The 13,747-nt window shown below is 70.7% G+C and carries 13 protein-coding genes; 9 read left to right on the top strand and 4 right to left on the bottom strand.

Translation table 11 applies throughout. The annotated features are described in order from the left end of the window. Positions 1-61: 61 nt before the first annotated feature. Positions 62-1,003, bottom strand: a complete 942-nt coding sequence (locus tag GPJ59_RS04800) for an alpha/beta hydrolase family protein (RefSeq protein WP_219665105.1) — start codon at positions 1,001-1,003, stop codon at positions 62-64. A 147-nt stretch (positions 1,004-1,150) separates the two neighbouring features. Between GPJ59_RS04800 and GPJ59_RS04795 the strand changes: the two genes are divergently transcribed. The 5 genes from GPJ59_RS04795 to GPJ59_RS04775 all read left to right on the top strand — a co-directional run bounded on the left by GPJ59_RS04795 (position 1,151) and on the right by GPJ59_RS04775 (position 5,938). Then, positions 1,151-1,756: a TetR/AcrR family transcriptional regulator gene (locus tag GPJ59_RS04795; RefSeq protein WP_258023880.1), complete on the top strand. Its 606-nt coding sequence runs from the start codon at positions 1,151-1,153 to the stop codon at positions 1,754-1,756. Positions 1,757-1,897: 141 nt separating this feature from the next. Then, complete coding sequence (locus tag GPJ59_RS04790; RefSeq protein ID WP_219665103.1) at positions 1,898-2,575, top strand: macro domain-containing protein; 678 nt, start codon at positions 1,898-1,900, stop codon at positions 2,573-2,575. A 73-nt stretch (positions 2,576-2,648) separates the two neighbouring features. Beyond that, on the top strand, positions 2,649-4,268 hold the full coding sequence (locus GPJ59_RS04785; RefSeq protein ID WP_219665102.1) for an ADP-ribosyltransferase domain-containing protein: 1,620 nt from the start codon (positions 2,649-2,651) through the stop codon (positions 4,266-4,268). Positions 4,269-4,463: 195 nt separating this feature from the next. Continuing rightward, positions 4,464-5,387, top strand: coding sequence for a S41 family peptidase (locus tag GPJ59_RS04780; RefSeq protein WP_258023879.1), 924 nt, complete (start codon positions 4,464-4,466; stop codon positions 5,385-5,387). A gap of 167 nt (positions 5,388-5,554) precedes the next feature. Then, complete coding sequence (locus GPJ59_RS04775; protein ID WP_258023878.1) at positions 5,555-5,938, top strand: hypothetical protein; 384 nt, start codon at positions 5,555-5,557, stop codon at positions 5,936-5,938. 103 nt (positions 5,939-6,041) lie between these two features. On the opposite strand, the gene GPJ59_RS04770 is transcribed toward GPJ59_RS04775, so the two are convergent. From GPJ59_RS04770 to GPJ59_RS04760, 3 genes are all read right to left on the bottom strand, one after another. Next, positions 6,042-6,260, bottom strand: a complete 219-nt coding sequence (locus tag GPJ59_RS04770) for a hypothetical protein (protein WP_219665118.1) — start codon at positions 6,258-6,260, stop codon at positions 6,042-6,044. 283 nt (positions 6,261-6,543) lie between these two features. Next, the gene (locus GPJ59_RS04765; RefSeq protein ID WP_219665100.1) at positions 6,544-7,245 is read right to left on the bottom strand and encodes a CE1759 family FMN reductase; all 702 of its coding nucleotides are present in this window, start codon (positions 7,243-7,245) and stop codon (positions 6,544-6,546) included. Beyond that, positions 7,242-8,342 carry an LLM class flavin-dependent oxidoreductase gene (locus GPJ59_RS04760; protein ID WP_219665099.1) on the bottom strand — a complete coding sequence of 367 codons (1,101 nt, stop codon included), beginning with the start codon at positions 8,340-8,342 and terminating at the stop codon, positions 7,242-7,244. The genes GPJ59_RS04765 and GPJ59_RS04760 overlap by 4 nt, the downstream gene beginning before the upstream one ends. Before the next feature lie 299 nt (positions 8,343-8,641). On the opposite strand from GPJ59_RS04760, the gene GPJ59_RS04755 reads away from it, so the two are divergent. The 4 genes from GPJ59_RS04755 to GPJ59_RS04740 all read left to right on the top strand — a co-directional run bounded on the left by GPJ59_RS04755 (position 8,642) and on the right by GPJ59_RS04740 (position 13,747). Beyond that, positions 8,642-9,529 carry a hypothetical protein gene (locus GPJ59_RS04755; protein ID WP_219665098.1) on the top strand — a complete coding sequence of 296 codons (888 nt, stop codon included), beginning with the start codon at positions 8,642-8,644 and terminating at the stop codon, positions 9,527-9,529. Positions 9,530-9,668: 139 nt separating this feature from the next. Continuing rightward, positions 9,669-9,983, top strand: coding sequence for a three-helix bundle dimerization domain-containing protein (locus GPJ59_RS04750; RefSeq protein ID WP_219665097.1), 315 nt, complete (start codon positions 9,669-9,671; stop codon positions 9,981-9,983). A 6-nt stretch (positions 9,984-9,989) separates the two neighbouring features. Further along, positions 9,990-11,030, top strand: a complete 1,041-nt coding sequence (locus tag GPJ59_RS04745; RefSeq protein ID WP_219665096.1) for a polyphosphate kinase 2 family protein — start codon at positions 9,990-9,992, stop codon at positions 11,028-11,030. Then, positions 11,027-13,747 (top strand): cation-translocating P-type ATPase, encoded by a 2,721-nt coding sequence (locus tag GPJ59_RS04740; protein ID WP_219665095.1) that lies wholly within the window; start codon positions 11,027-11,029, stop codon positions 13,745-13,747. Before GPJ59_RS04745 ends, GPJ59_RS04740 begins: the two co-directional genes overlap by 4 nt.

Below are 13,747 nucleotides of genomic sequence, written 5' to 3'. Positions count from 1 at the left end.
CCCTGGCCGCCTGCAGGTTCGTGACGACCGGATCGGGAAGCAGCCGGCCGGTGGGGTTCGTCTACTTGCTTCGCAGCTCGCCCAGCGGGTGGGGGGCTTCCCCCAGGGTGGTGGCCGCCGTCTGCCAGCCGGTGTCCTCGGGGGTGAGGGCGCTGTGGAGGAAGGCCGTGGTGAGGTGCTGGATCAGGGCGACGCGTGCGGGATTCTCGTCCGTGGTCTCGGCGACCTCGTAGCCGGGGATGCCGCCGAGCGAGTGCTGGGCACCGAACAGGGTGAGCAGGCTCTTGCTGCCCGGGCTGTGGGTGTAAGGGTCGGTGAACCAGTCCGGTCCGCGTGTGGACAGCGGGGACTGGTCCTTGTCCCCCGCGACGACGAGAGCCGGCGTGGTCATGGTGGCGAACGACGGCTTCATGAAGGGGAAGTGCTCGGCGGCGAACGGGGTCAGGTCGTCGCCCAGGCCGGTCAGGGCGAGCAGCACACCCGCCTTGACCCGCGGGTCGGACATGTCCTCGCCGGGCACGCCGTCGGAGTCGAGGATCCGCGCACCCAGCAGTGCGCTCGCCGTCTGGGCCCCCCAGGAGTGGCCGGCCACAGCGATGCGGTCATGGTCGACCCGCCCGGTCAGGCCGGGCACGGCTGCCTCCAGAACGTCGAGTCCGTCGAGCACGCGCGCGAGGTCCTCGATGCGGAAGCGCCAGATCCGCGGCGTACGGGGGTCCTCGACGGGGATGCCGAGCGTCCGGGAGTCGAGGTGGGTGGGCTGGATGACGACGAAGCCGTGGGCAGCCCAGTGGTCCGCCAGCGGGGCGTAGCCGTTCATGGACCAGCCGAAGCCGTGCGAGAAGACGACGACGGGCAGATCGCCGCCGGCTGCGGGGGCGGAGACGCGGACCTGGAGGTCCTCGCCGCGGCCCGGGGCGGGCAGGACGACCGGTTTCACGGACACCACCGCGGTGGGTGTGCCCGTGTTCGTCTGCGCGGTGGCGGTGTTCGTGTCAGACATGGAAGTGCCTTCCGTTCTGTGCGTTTCTGCGCGGTTGCCCTTGGGTTCGTCAGGCTGGGCGGTCGGCGCCTGATCTGTCATCATGAATGAAACGGAACGTTGCTCCACTTACGATACGGAACACTGTTCCGCTTTACAAGAAGGTCGATGAAAGGAGTGCCCGTGAACGACAGTGGCCAGGGCCTGGGAAGCTCGGCCCGGTCCCAGCGCAAGGACGCACGGCGCAACCAGCAGACGCTGCTGGAGGCGGCCGCCGCGGTCTTCGTCACCTCGGGCGTGGACGCCCCGGTACGCGACATCGCGGCCGAGGCCGGCGTCGGGATGGGCACGATCTACCGCCACTTCCCCACCCGCGCGGACCTCGTCATCGCCGTCTACCGCCACCAGGTCGACGCCTGCGCCGAGGCAGGCCCGGCCCTGCTCGCGGCCGGCCCGACACCCCTTGCCGCCCTGGGGCAGTGGGTCGACCTCTTCGTCGACTTCCTGGTCACCAAACACGGGCTCGCGGCCGCGATGCAGGCAGACACCGCCGGCTTCGAGACACTGCACGCCTACTTCCTCGAACGCCTCCTGCCGGTCTGCACCCAACTCCTCGAAGCTGCCGCCGCCTCCGGGGAGATCCGCTCCGACCTCGACGCCTACCAACTCATGCGCGGCATCGGGAACCTCTGCATCGGCGCCGAAGGCGACCCCCGCTACGACGCACGTCGACTGGTGGCACTCCTCGTCGCAGGACTACGCCAAGCGCCCTGACCGTGCCGCCCCTGTGACCATGCGAACGTCGGCTGCGGAGCCGTGACGGCGGGTCATCCTTCCTCTCCCACCAGGGCGTTGTCAGTGGTGGCCGATAGCGTCGGGAGTGTTGGAAGGGCCGTTCGGCGACAGGAGTGGAAGATGACCGAGAACCTTGTGCTGCCCACGCTCAGGGTGGTGCTGACGGATGTCAACGAGCGTGTGGTCGAGGCATGGAGGGCGGCGTTCGCCGACACCCCCGGCATCGAGATCCGCAGGGGTTCGATCCTCGACGAGGACGTCGACGCCTGGGTCACCCCGACCAACTCCCGCGGCCGGATGGACGGCGGGGTCGACGCCGTCATCAAGCGGCACCTCGGAGCCGGTATCCAGCTGCGCGTCCAGCGGGCGATCCGCGACCGGTTCGCCGGGACCATGCCGGTGGGCAGCGCGGTCTGCGTCCCGTCGGGGGCAACCGTCCCGCGGTACCTCATATCGACGCCGACCATGGTGCAGTCCTCGCAGAACGTGAGCGACACGCTGAACGTCGCCCTGGCGTGTGCCGCGGCGTTCCAGGCCGTCCACCGGCAGAACCGGCAGGCGCCGGGCAGTATCCGCTCGGTGGCGCTGGTCGGGTTGGGCGCGCAGACCGGCCGGGTGCCGGCCCGGGTCTGTGCGAACTTGATGTGGACCGGCTACACGCTCTTCCACGACCACTGGTTCGAGGACGACGAGGAGCTGCGCGCCACGATCACCGCGCAGCTCGACGGCATCGAGAACGCACCGGTCACGAAGCGGGTGCGCATCGTGCCGCCGAAAGGGCGTTCCTTTCGCCGCTGATCCCGTCCACCCGGCCGGTCAGGCCGCCGGCCACCTCCACCCTTCAGGTACGACAACCGGGAGCCCTTCCCCCATGAGCGACGCCACCACCACCCCGGACCAGCCCGACGAGAACGACCCGCTGGGCCTCACCGAGCTCTTCAAGGGCGGCGGCGAACCCTGGCTTCCGCTGCTGAAGCCCGTCATCGAGGCACAGCCCGATGCCGACCGGTTCATCGGCCAGGGCCGCGGCCCGGAGGTCGTCCCGGTGCGCGAGTTGACCTTCCAGGCGCTCAAGCCGAACCCGCCGCACAAGTGGAAGGTCGTCGTCTTCGGCCAGAACCCGTACCCGCGGCCGGAGAGCGCCACCGGCATCGCCATGTTCGACAACACCTTCAGCGACTGGAAGGACAGCCAGTTCGGGAGGGTGGTCAGCATCCGCTGCCTCATCAAGGCGGCGGCGATGTGGAAGTACGGCATCGCCAAGAAGACCCCGATCGCCGACGTCCGCGCCCTGTTGAAGGAGCGGGACACGGTTCAGCCGCCGGAGTGGTTCCAGGCGATGCTCACGCAGGGCGTGCTGCTGCTGAACGCCTCGCTCACCGCCAGCGGCGACGGGGCGATGGGGACCGACCGGCACACCCAGTTCTGGCGGCCCGTCGCCGAACGGATCGTCGAGGAGATCCTCAAGGCCAAGCAGGACGCCGACGAGGAGGACCGCGGAGTCGTCTTCGCCTGGTGGGGCGCCCACGCCCGCAGTCTGAAGAAGGTCGTCCAGCGGCTCCAGGCGAAGTACCCGGACGTCGAGGTCCGGCACATCGACCACGCCAACCCGGCGGCCCAGGGTGACATCTTCTGCGAGGGCGACCACTTCGCCATGGTGAACGCGGCCCTTGCGTCGCTGGGTGCCGAGGAGATCGACTGGCTGCCGAGCAAGGGGTGGAACGCGGCGGCAGCGGGGACCGCGGGCACGGACGGCGACGTCGCGGCACGCATGGGGGCCTTCATCGCGTCCACCCGGGAACTGCACCAGCTGTACCTGGAACGCCTCACCAGCGTCAAGGACGAGGGGCTCGTCCTCCCGGCGATCACGGGTGTGTTCGACACCCCGCTGATGGGCTTCCAGGACGCCGTGTCCCCCGTCGCCAAGGTGCTGTCCGGGCTCGGCCGGCACATCGACCGGTCCCGCGACTTCGGCAAGCTGCGGGCGGACGAGACGGCCGACGGCCTGTCCGCCGACGCGATCGCCGCGCTCTACCTCTACACCTGCGAATCCGCCTTCTACCGCGAGATCAACGCCGTCCTTCGCTCTCCGGACCGGACCAAGGTCGCGCCGTACCTCCCGTACCTGCGCCTGCTGTTCTCGGCGGTCTCGGGCCTGCCCGCCCACACCGGACCGCTGTGGCGCGGCATGTCGCTGGACCTGCGGGCGCAGTACCCGGTCGGGCGCACGGTGACCTGGTGGGGCGTGTCCTCGTGCACCTCCGAGCTGAGCGTGGCCCGGTCCTTCCTGGGGAGCCGGGGCAAGCGGACGCTCTTCGAGGTGACGCCCGCCCGGGCGGTGGGGATCCGCAGGTTCTCCGCCTTCACCGGCGAGGAGGAGTACATCCTGGCGCCGGGCACCCAGCTCGAGGTGACGGACGTGAAGGCCGAGCGCGGCGGCCTGTGCACGGTCAGGCTGACCGAAGTGGAGGCCGCCCCTCTCGTCTCCTGACCCACGCCTACGCCGGCACGCCTCGCGTCCCTGACCACTCGCTCTGCGGGCGGTGTTAGGGTCGCTCGTGATCGCGTGCTGGGGGGACGGGTGAGGGGCGGACGACTGCTCCGGTCGGCTGCCTGCGCCGTGCTGCTCCTGGGTCTCGTCGCAGGGGCAGGGCGCACGGACCGTTCGGACGTGCCGGCGGGGGCCATGTCGGCCGATGCCCGGAGTTATCTGTCGCAGGCCCTGGACATCATGGAGAGGAACGCGCTTCTGCGCCACCAGGTCGATTGGGATCTGGTACGCCGACTGGCGTTTTGGCAGGCTCAAGGTGCGCGGAAGCCTGCAGACGTCTACGACGCGATCCGCTTCGCCCTTCAAACAGTCGGCTACGGACACAGCCGCTTGCTCGAGCCCGAGCAGGTGAGGGACGCTGCGGCTTCGGTCTCTTCCCCTCAAGGCCCGGAGGGCCGCTCGCTGGGACATCACGTCGGGTATCTCTCGCTCCCCGCAGTTCAGGGTACTGACTCGACGTACGAGCGGTACATACGGCAAGGACGCGAGGCGGTGAAGGAGGGCGGGCTGTCGAGGGCCTGCGGCTGGGTCGTCGACGTTCGCGGCAACCACGGCGGGAACATGTGGCCGATGCTCGCCGTCGTAGGCCCCGTCCTCGGGGAGGGAACGGTCGGCATGTTCGTCGATGCCGACGCCATGACGTATCCGTGGACGATCCGGGACGGCGTCCCGCACGAGAACGGCTCAAGGAGGACATACGGCGACAGCGGACTCAGTGCTCCTGCAGCTCTCCCCCACGTTCCGGTCGCAGTTCTGACCGACGGCGGGACGGCCAGCGCCGGCGAGGCAGTGGTGGTTGCCTTCCGGGGCCGGCCGCAGACGCGGTCCTTCGGCGAAGCGACCTCGGGCGTCCCCACAGGGAACACGACCCATCGCCTGCCCGACGGTGCCTTGCTGGTGCTCACAGAAGCCAAGGATGCCGACCGTACCGGCCGCAGTTATGACGCGGCGATACCTCCTGACGAGAGCGTCCCCGCCGTAGGACTCCGGGGCACCGACGCCGATCAGGGGCTGCGAGCAGCGCAGAACTGGCTGCTCGAACAGCCAGCATGTCAATGACTTCCAGTCGGTCGTTGTGCGTGGGTGGCGGGGCCAGGGAGGTCTTGGGCCGGCCGGTCGTGCGCTCGGCCTTGTGGCGGCGGTTGTGGGTCTCGCTGTCGAGGCCGGTGGACGGTGCCCGGGCGCGTCGTGCGGGGCCGGGCCCGGCGGCCCGCTAGCGTCGGGGCATGGCGCTGCTGCACAAGATCTACTACGTCGACCGCTCGGACATCCTGCCGGGCCGGCTCGACGACGTGAAGGCCGCCATGCTCGAGCTGGCGGCCTTCGTCGAGGCGGCGGAGCCGCAACTGCTTGCCTACCACTTCTACGTCGACGAGGCCGGGTCCACCATGTCGGTGGTGGCTGTCCATCCCGACGCGGCCTCGCTGGAGCTCCATCTCGAACTCGGCGGGCCCAAGTTCCGCGCCTTCGTCCCACTGATCCGCATGCGGTCCATCGACGTGTACGGAGAGCCGTCCCCCGCGGCCATGGACCGCCTCCGCGCCAAGGCCTCCCTCCTCGGCGACGCCGACGTCACCGCACACGCCGCTGTCGCCGGCTTCACCCGCTGACGCCTTCCCGGGCGGCCGGAGACAGGCGGGGATGTCGGGCAAGGACCCCACCGCGCCCGGTGGTCCCCTCCCTCGCGGAGGAAGGGGGCTACAGCACGTGGCGTTACCAGCGGCGGTGTACGGCAGGTTCCACGCACAGCACGGCGGCTCCTGCGGTCGTGCCGACCAGGAGGGCCGGCGGCCATCCGCCGCCGTTGAGGAGGGCGCCGAGGCACGCGGCGGTGACGGCGAGCGGGCGCAGCAGCCGAAGTGGCAGAAGGCCTGCGCCGGTGAAACGGCCTGGGCCTGGAAGAACCAGGTCGGACATCTCGAGTCGGGGCACGGGGAAGTACCTTGCGACCTTCCCCGCCAGGCCAGGCGGCGGCCCGGCACGCCGAGGGCGGACCGCGGCCGGTGGAAGCCCTGGAGCAGGCGCGCCGGCTCGTCGGCGACGACGTACTCGCCCGCTGGTTCGTGCGGACCGACCCTGCTCTGCCCCGGCCACCGTGCGCCGGGCCCGCCGTTCGCGCCCTCGGGGCTCGGTGCCGGCACCCGGCTTGCTGCGGCGCCGGCTGACCGGGGCTCCCGCCCGCCTCCCCGAGGACGTCGGCCCGGCCCCGGCCCGGCTACTCGGCGCGTAGCGCGGCCAGCCGTTGTTCGAACGGCACCACCTCGAAGCCGTCCGCCGGGTCCACCGAAGTGATCGCTCCGGTCAGCGAACGGGGTGCGATCGCGGCGGCGGTGTCGACGTCCGGGCCGGGCCCCGGGCCGGCGGCCGGGCCCGCGTCCGAGCCGAAGCCCCGGCCTGCGGGCACCGTGGCGGGCGCCATGAAGCGTGCCAGTTCCGCGCCCGCACGGGTGATCCGCTGCGCCAGCCCGTCCTCGCCCCAGTCCTCCGCGGCCGCGTACACGGCGGTCGGCAGGACGAGCGCGCGCAGGTAGGTGAACAACGGGCGCAGAGCGTGTTCGGTGGCCAGGGAGTGCCGGGCCGTGCCGCCGGTCGCGCCGACGAGCACCGGCTTGCCCGTCAGGGCGTCCTTGTCGATGACGTCGAAGAACGACTTGAACAGTCCGCTGTAGGAGCCCGCGAACACCGGCGTCACGGCGATCAGGCCGTCCGCCGCCGCCACCGCGTCGAGCGCGGCGGCCAGTCGGGCGGACGGGAAGCCGGTGACGAAGTGCTGGGCGATGTCCGTTGCCAGGCCGCGCAGTTCGATCACCTCGGGCTCGGCGTCCACGTGGCGCAGTGTCGCCGCCGAGAGGCGGTCGGCGAGCAGGCGGGTCGAGGAGGGCGTGCTCAGCCCCGCCGATACGACGACGAGCTTCATGCCTGCGTTCCTTCCGTCGAGGTCTCCTGGGCGGCCGCTACGCGGGCCGGGTGCGTGGGCGCGTCCGGTACGCCGGCCGGCCGGAGGCCGGCGAACTCCTTGCGGAGGACCGGTACGACCTCTTCGCCGAGGAGGTCGAGCTGCTCCAGGACCGTCTTCAGGGGCAGGCCCGCGTGGTCCATCAGGAACAGCTGGCGCTGGTAGTCGCCGGCGTAGTCTCGGAAGGACAGGGTCCGCTCGATGACCTGCTGCGGTGAGCCGACCGTCAGCGGCGTCTGGGAGGTGAACTCCTCCAGGGACGGGCCGTGGCCGTACACCGGCGCGTTGTCGAAGTACGGGCGGAACTCGCGGACGGCGTCCTGCGAGTTCTTGCGCATGAACACCTGGCCGCCGAGCCCGACGATGGCCTGCTCGGGGGTGCCGTGGCCGTAGTGGGCGTAGCGCTGCCGGTACAGGTTCACCATCTGCTCGGTGTGGGAGGCCGGCCAGAAGATGTTGTTGTGGAAGAAGCCGTCGCCGTAGTACGCGGCCTGCTCGGCGATCTCCGGCGAGCGGATGGAGCCGTGCCAGACGAAGGGCGCGACGCCGTCCAGCGGGCGCGGCGTGGAGGTGAAGGACTGCAGCGGCGTGCGGAACTTGCCCTTCCAGGTGACGACGTCCTCGTCCCACAGCCGGCGCAGCAGCGCGTAGTTCTCGATGGCCAGGTCGATGCCGTCGCGGATGTCCTTGCCGAACCAGGGGTAGACCGGACCGGTGTTGCCGCGGCCCGTCATCAGGTCGACGCGGCCGTCCGCGACGTGCTGGAGCATCGCGAAGTCCTCGGCGATCTTCACCGGGTCGTTCGTGGTGATCAGTGTCGTCGACGTGGACAGGATCAGGTTCTCGGTGCGCGCGGCGATGTAGCCGAGCATCGTCGTCGGTGAGGAGGGGACGAACGGGGGGTTGTGGTGCTCGCCGGTGGCGAAGACGTCGAGGCCGACCTCCTCGGCCTTCTGCGCGATGGCGAGCATCGCCTTGATCCGCTCGTGCTCGCTGGGCGCACGTCCGGTCGTCGGATCGGGCGTGACGTCGCCGACGGTGAAGATCCCGAACTGCATGGCTCCCCTTCCCAAGATTGTTTACGATTCAACTATACCTGGGAACGGGAGGTACCGCCGACGTATTCCCGGCAGCGCGAGGGCCCGGCGGAGCGCCGCGGGCGGGGCGGGGTGCGCCCGTAGCCGGCGGCGCTCCGGGGACACCCGGCGATCCGGCACACCATCGACGCGCGCGGGTCCCGCACCGCGAATCGCCGTGGGACGCCTATCTGTTGCTCTCGGCGTACCCCTGTTGCAGACTCGCCCTGATCGCTTTCGATCTTCTGTTCATCCCGGGGGGACACACAGTGAAATTCCGCATGCCCGCTCGCGCCGTCGCCCGTGCGGCCGCCGTGCTCGCCGCCGCCGCTCTCGCGCTCCCGGCGGTCGCCGTCGGTACGGCCCAGGCCGCGGAGATGCCGCAGGGCGAGTTCAACTGGGCCGGGGGCCAGGGCGACGGCTTCGACGACCAGGCGCGCTGGTACGGGCCCGGCCAGGGCGACACGATCGACGTGACGGCCTCCGCCGACCACCGCGCCCTGCGGGTCACCATCACCCGCCCCGGCGATTCCTGGACCATGGACCTGGCCGCACCCGCCGGGCAGGCGCTGGCGGTCGGCACGTACGAGAACGCGGTGAAGACCCCGGAGATGCCGGGTACCGTCCTCGACCGGCCCAGCATGTTCGTCAACGGCTACTACGGCGGCTGCGCCACCCTCACGGGCCGGTTCAGCATCAGCGAGCTGGTCTTCGGCGAGGGCTCGGCCGTCAAGAAGATCAACCTCTCCTACGAGCAGGACTGCGACGACCGCAGCGTGCTCAAGGGCTACCTGATGGCCAACGACGTCACCCCGCCGAAGCCGGTCGCCCTGGGCATGGCCGTGGGCGGCCACGGCCGGCTGTCCAAGACCGGCCAGGCCACGCTGAGCGGCACGGTCACCTGCACCAAGCCGGTGAAGATCTCGGTCGGCGGCTCCGCCAGCCAGGAGCAGCCCAAGTTCGTCCAGGGCTTCTTCCGTACGGAGGTGAACTGCGTCACGGGCAAGACCGTCGCGTGGCAGGCCCCCGTCCAGGTGCACACCCCCGAGACGAACACGCCGTTCATCAAGTCCGAGCGGCTCAAGGTCTTCGGCAACGCCTCGACCACCGACCCCGACCTCGGCACGTACGTCACCGTGAGCGCCGACAAGTGGGTGACGCTGCGCTAGCGGTTCCCGCCGCCGGGCGCCGGCTGTCCCCGGCGCCCGGCTTCGGGGGGCGATCTTGTCACGTCGAGCAGAGAATGACTGCAATGGCACCGCTGCGCGATGCGAGGCGTGCGGTTCTGGGGTCTGGAGGTCGTGGGCCATGGAAACCGTGACGTCCCGCGACCCGCCGCCGCCCGGACCGCAGGACGACGCACCTCAGGACGACGTACCGCCGGAGGAAGCACCGCAGGAGGAACTCACGTCCCTCCGGGACATCGTGGTGCGGCTGGTCGCCGCCTATCCCTCGGTCGACGCGGCCGCCGTCGAAGTGACGGTCAAGGCCGCGTACGACGCGTTCCACCACGCCCGGGTCAGGGCGTTCGTCCCGATCCTCGTCGAACGCCGGTCCCGGAGGGCGCTCGACACCGCCCGGCGTACCGCTCCCGGTCGTGCATCCGGACCGGAGAAGGGCTGATCGGTGATGTCGGACGAGAGAGCCGAACGCATTGCGGAATTCATCGCGCCACTGCGCGTGAAGCCGGGCTCGAAGGTGCGCCTGGGCCGGGACTTCGACCCCCGGTACGAGGCCGGTATGAAGAAGCAGGACGGGGTCGAGCTGTTGCGGACCGGGGTGGCACTGCTCGCCGAGTACCAGGAGCGGCTGGCCGCCCAGGACACGTACGGCGTGGTGCTGTGCCTCCAGGCACTCGACGCGGGAGGCAAGGACGGGACGATCCGCCACGTGATGAGCGGGGTCAATCCCCAGGGCGTACGGGTCAGCAGCTTCAAGGTGCCCTCCACCGAGGAACTCGACCACGACTACCTGTGGCGTTACGTGAAGCGGCTGCCCGCACGGGGCGAGATCGCCATCTTCAACCGCTCGCACTACGAGGAGGTCCTCGTCGTACGGGTCCACCCCGAGAACCTCGTCCGGCAACACCTGCCCGAGCACGCGCGCGGGCCCGACGTCTGGGAGCGGCGCTACCGGGAGATCAACGACTGGGAGCGCTACCTCGCGGACAACGGGTTCAAGGTGGTGAAGATCTTCCTGAACCTGTCCAAGGAGGAGCAGCGTGCGCGCTTCCTGAAGCGGATCGACCTGCCGGAGAAGAACTGGAAGTTCTCCGCGGCCGATGCCCTGGAGCGGCGCCGGTGGGACGACTACCAGTCGGCGTACTCCGAGATGCTGTCGGCCACGAGTACCCCGTGGGCGCCGTGGTACGTCGTGCCGGCCGACCAGAAGTGGTTCGCGCGGATCTGCGCGGCGGCGGTCCTCGCGCACACCCTGATCGGCATCGATCCCCAGTACCCCGAGGTGGGCGAGGACGCGCGCAAGGAACTGCTCATCACCAAGTGGGAGCTGGAGCAGGAGGCCCCGCCCGGGGCCCCGGCCGATCCGTACGCCGAACGGCATCCCGCCCCTCCCCCGCCCGCCGAGGAGAGGAAACAGGGGAAGAAGGGGAGGAAGGGGAAGGAGGAGCGGAAAGGGAGCAAGGCGGGGAAGCGGAGGAAGGGGCGATGACGGTGGGGTCGGATGCCGTGGGAGAGCAGCCCCGGCCGGCGGAGGACGGCTGGCACACGCGCACGCCCGAGGAGGTCGTGGCGGCGTTCGACGTCGATCCGGCGGTCGGTCTGTCTGCGGCGCGGGCCGCCGAGCTCCTGTCCGCGCACGGCCCGAACGCGCTGCCGGAGGAGAAGCAGACCCCGGCCTGGCGCCGGTTCCTCGCGCAGTACCGCAGCTACATGCAGATCGTCCTGGTGGCGGCGGCGGTCGTCTCCCTGCTCATCCGGGAGTGGACCACCGCGGTCCTGCTGATCGTGCTGACGCTGCTGAACGCGGTCGTCGGGCTGCGTCAGGAGGGCAAGGCCGAGAGCGCGATGAACGCGCTGAAGTCGATGATGAAGGCGACGGCGCGGGTGCGCAGGGACGGCACGGAGGCGGAGGTCCCCGCCGAGCAGCTCGTCGTCGGCGACATCGTGCTCCTCGCCGCCGGGGACCAGGTACCCGCGGACGGACGGCTCGTCGAGGCCAGCGCCCTGCAGATCGACGAGTCGGCGCTCACCGGTGAGAGCGTGCCCGCCGCGAAGGACACCGCCACCCTGCCGGCCGGCCCGTCGTCCCCGGGCGACCGGACCAACACGGCGTTCATGAACACCCCCGTCACCCACGGCAGCGGCATCGCCGTCGTCACCGCGACCGGCGCGGACACCGAGCTCGGCAAGATCTCCGGAATGCTCACGGCCACCGAGAAGGAGGTGCCGCCGCTCACCAAGGAGCTCGACACCCTGACGCTGTGGATCACCGGGGCGGCCGGTCTGACCATGATCGTGATGTTCGCCCTGGGGCGCAGCCGCGGCCAGGCGTGGGACGTCCTGTTCGTCAGTGCGGTCTCGCTGGCCATCGCGGCCATCCCCGAGGCTCTGCCGACGGTGACCCAGGCGATCCTGTCCGTCGGCAGCCTCAACCTGGCGAGGCGGAACGCCATCGTGAAGGAGCTGCCGTCGGTCGAGACGCTGGCGTTCACCTCGGCGATCAACTCGGACAAGACCGGCACCCTGACGATGAACCAGATGACCGCCGTCGAAGTGCTGAGCCCCACCGACCGGTACACGGTCTCCGGCACGGGCTACGGGCTGGAGGGGAAGGTCCACCACGCCGCCGGGTCCGCCGCGGGGATCGAGGACGCGATCCTGCCGTACGTGGTGGCCAGCGACGCGAAGCTGGTCGACGGCCAGGTGGTGGGCGATCCCACCGAGGGCGCGCTGCTGGTGCTCGCGCACAAGGCCGGGCTGGACACCGACGCCACCAGGGCGGCGCTCCCCCGGCTCGCCACCCTGCCGTTCGACCCCGGCTACAAGCTGATGGCCACCTTCAACTCGGCGGTCGACGCCTCCGGGCGGAAGGTCGTCCGCTGCTTCGTCAAGGGCGCGGCCCCCGCGGTCCTGGCCCGGGCGTCCACCGCGCTCGCGGCGGGGGCGACCGTCCCGTGGGACGCCGAGCTGGGGGAACGCGCCGAGGCCCAGACCGCGCGGATGGGCGGCGAGGGGCGCCGGGTGATGGCCGCGGCCACCCGCGACCTGGACCCGGCCGGCTTCGATCCGGACGCCGACCTGCTCGCGTACGTCACCGACCTGCGGATCACCTCTCTCGTCGGCATGGTCGATCCGCCCCGTGCGGAGGCCGGGGACGCGGTGGCCAGCGCCCGGGCGGCACACATCCGGGTCCGCCTGGTGACCGGGGACGACGTCACCACCGGGGCGGCGATCGCACGGCAGCTCGGCATCCCGGGCGAGGCCGTGCTCGGCGCCGATTTCGCCGCGATGAGCGAGGAGGAGAAGCTCGCCCGCATCGACGGCATCGGCGTGGTGGGGCGGGTCGCACCGGAGCACAAGGTGGTGCTCGCGAACACGCTCAAGAAGAAGGGCGAGGTCGTGGCGATGACCGGGGACGGCGTCAACGACGCACCGGCCATCAAGGCCGCCGACATCGGCATCGCCATGGGCAGCGGCACGGACGTGGCGAAGAACGCCGGCCGCATGATCCTCTCCGACGACAACTTCGCCACCATCGTCTACGCCGTGGAGCAGGGCCGGACGATCTACGACAACCTCACCAAGTACATCCGGTTCGTGCTGCTCCTGCTGGTCACGTTCGTGCTGACCTTCCTCGGGGCCACCGTCCTGAACATCGCCGCCGGCGAGCCCTTCACGCCGCCGCAGGTGCTGTGGATCCACTTTGTCGTCAACGCCTCCTTCGGCTTCGCGCTCGGCTTCGACCGGGAGAGCCCCGGGCTCATGCGGCGCAGGCCGCGCCCCCGCGGGGAGTCGGTGCTCACCCGGCCCCTGCTGGTCACGGTCGGCTTGAGCGGGCTGGCGGTCACCGTCGTCCTGCTCGGCCTGATCACGCTCGGCCGGGCCTGGTTCGGCAGCGTCGGGACCGGGCAGTCGATCGCGTTCACCGCCTTCGCCCTGTGCCTGATCGTGGCGGCGTTCGAGTGCCGCAACGAGACCGAATCGGTGCTGACGACGTCCACGTTCGACAGCAAGCAGATGAACTGGGTCGCCCTGGCGCAGTTCGTCCTGGCGGTGCTGGTCACGCAGGTGGACGGGTTCCGTCGTATGCTCGGGACGACCGAGATCGACGCCAGGCAGTTCGGCTGGGCGCTGCTGGCCGCCCTCGCGCTGCTGCTCCTGTGGGAGTTGGGCAAGCTCGTGGCCCGCCGGTCCAGGGGCGCCTGA

The sequence above is a fragment of the Streptomyces bambusae genome, assembly GCF_019400985.1.
GTDB lineage: Bacteria > Actinomycetota > Actinomycetes > Streptomycetales > Streptomycetaceae > Streptomyces > Streptomyces bambusae_A.
The sequence above is the reverse complement of the archived record's forward strand: the minus strand, read 5'-3'. Positions and strand labels throughout refer to the sequence as shown.

What these genes read in the sequence shown, in the direction of transcription:
- GPJ59_RS04795 (WP_258023880.1), top strand. Translation starts at nt 1,151, where the DNA reads ATGAAAGGAGTGCCCGTGAACGACAGTGGCCAGGGCCTGGGAAGCTCG.
- GPJ59_RS04785 (WP_219665102.1), top strand. Translation starts at nt 2,649, where the DNA reads ATGAGCGACGCCACCACCACCCCGGACCAGCCCGACGAGAACGACCCG.
- GPJ59_RS04800 (WP_219665105.1), bottom strand. Translation starts at nt 1,003, where the DNA reads ATGTCTGACACGAACACCGCCACCGCGCAGACGAACACGGGCACACCC.
- GPJ59_RS04775 (WP_258023878.1), top strand. Translation starts at nt 5,555, where the DNA reads ATGGCGCTGCTGCACAAGATCTACTACGTCGACCGCTCGGACATCCTG.
- GPJ59_RS04780 (WP_258023879.1), top strand. Translation starts at nt 4,464, where the DNA reads ATGTCGGCCGATGCCCGGAGTTATCTGTCGCAGGCCCTGGACATCATG.
- GPJ59_RS04740 (WP_219665095.1), top strand. Translation starts at nt 11,027, where the DNA reads ATGACGGTGGGGTCGGATGCCGTGGGAGAGCAGCCCCGGCCGGCGGAG.
- GPJ59_RS04790 (WP_219665103.1), top strand. Translation starts at nt 1,898, where the DNA reads ATGACCGAGAACCTTGTGCTGCCCACGCTCAGGGTGGTGCTGACGGAT.
- GPJ59_RS04760 (WP_219665099.1), bottom strand. Translation starts at nt 8,342, where the DNA reads ATGCAGTTCGGGATCTTCACCGTCGGCGACGTCACGCCCGATCCGACG.
- GPJ59_RS04755 (WP_219665098.1), top strand. Translation starts at nt 8,642, where the DNA reads ATGCCCGCTCGCGCCGTCGCCCGTGCGGCCGCCGTGCTCGCCGCCGCC.
- GPJ59_RS04745 (WP_219665096.1), top strand. Translation starts at nt 9,990, where the DNA reads ATGTCGGACGAGAGAGCCGAACGCATTGCGGAATTCATCGCGCCACTG.
- GPJ59_RS04765 (WP_219665100.1), bottom strand. Translation starts at nt 7,245, where the DNA reads ATGAAGCTCGTCGTCGTATCGGCGGGGCTGAGCACGCCCTCCTCGACC.
- GPJ59_RS04750 (WP_219665097.1), top strand. Translation starts at nt 9,669, where the DNA reads ATGGAAACCGTGACGTCCCGCGACCCGCCGCCGCCCGGACCGCAGGAC.